Origin of the sequence: Methanoregula sp., assembly GCF_002835825.1 — an archaeon.
Classification (GTDB): Archaea; Halobacteriota; Methanomicrobia; order Methanomicrobiales; family Methanospirillaceae; genus Methanoregula.
This window is the reverse complement of sequence record NZ_PIZH01000724.1, coordinates 1-1,091: the sequence shown is the minus strand read 5'-3', so window position 1 is coordinate 1,091 and position 1,091 is coordinate 1. Positions and strand designations below refer to the sequence as shown.

Annotated in this window: 1 protein-coding gene and 1 pseudogene; one reads left to right on the top strand and one right to left on the bottom strand. The window is 56.7% G+C overall.

The window, feature by feature from the left end:
* Positions 1-487 (top strand): annotated as a pseudogene (locus tag CW742_RS14720) (Ni-sirohydrochlorin a,c-diamide synthase); the annotation flags it as partial.
* Positions 488-502: 15 nt separating this feature from the next.
* On the opposite strand, the gene CW742_RS14715 reads toward CW742_RS14720, so the two are convergent.
* The coding region (locus CW742_RS14715; RefSeq protein WP_292421682.1) for a hypothetical protein at positions 503-1,091 on the bottom strand (589 nt) is incomplete at its 5' end.

Below are 1,091 nucleotides of genomic sequence, written 5' to 3'. Positions count from 1 at the left end.
CTACCCCGCGCTTTCCTGGCGGGACCCCGCAGCCACACACGGTACGCGGGCGGCCATTCGCGAGGTTCACCGGAACGGCACGCCCGTGTACGCGGAGTGCGGAGGGCTGATGGATCTCACGGACCGGATGGTGTTACAGAAAGGCTGGCAGGGGTCGGACGCGGAGCAGTCCGGGGAAATGTGCGGGGTGTTCCGTGGCGAGACACGGATGCCGGCCAGACGTGTTGTCACGTACGTGGAAGGGACGAGCGCCCCGGATTCTCCGGTTGGCGTGGCATCCTTCCGCGGCCACGCATTCCACTACTCAGAAGTCCTGCTGGAGAAGGAGACCCGGTACGCGTACACGCTCTCTCGGGGCGTTGGGATCCACGAAAATCTTGACGGTGCGGTTGTCGCACAAACGCTGGGGAGTTACACGCACCTGCACCCGGTGGCGAGTGCCGGGATGTTTAGGCATTTCGTCGACCTGTGCCGGAAAAAAGCCTGATGAGGGAAATCAGGGTCAAAAAAGGCAGGGGTTTTTCTGTGCCTGATCGTAGTCCATGATGTGGTCTACGAACGCGCTCATCTGCGACATCACCACAGGGTCGAGACCTTTTTCAACGGAAAGGAAGATCCCGGATACATCCGAAAGCTGGAGCTTGTTCACGACAAAGTGCAGGAACTTCGAAGCGGTTGCAGAAGGGATATGGATGAGGAGCATACTCACCGAATCGAAGATGATGCATTTTCTGCCTTGTGGCATCTGCTTCAATCCTTCGGTGATTGCGATGCCGAGATCCGTGAGGTTTGCCGGGGTGTTGACGTATTTTACGCGGGGAATTGGCGGGGTGGCGCCACCTGAATACTGCGTAACTGCGTCGATGACATAGTACGATTCCGGGCTGATCCCTTCTTTTAAATATACTTTGGCAAGGACCTTGTAGGGCTTGTTCACCGATACGATAAGCGGCGTGCACTGTGCATCCAGGATCTTTTTTATCACCATCAGGTTCATGTTGCTGATGTTTTCCGGCTGTGCGACAAGAAGGCAGAGCATGCTTTCCTGCGGTTCCGCATCGGGCTGTTGTCCTCCCACGAAACAATGCATT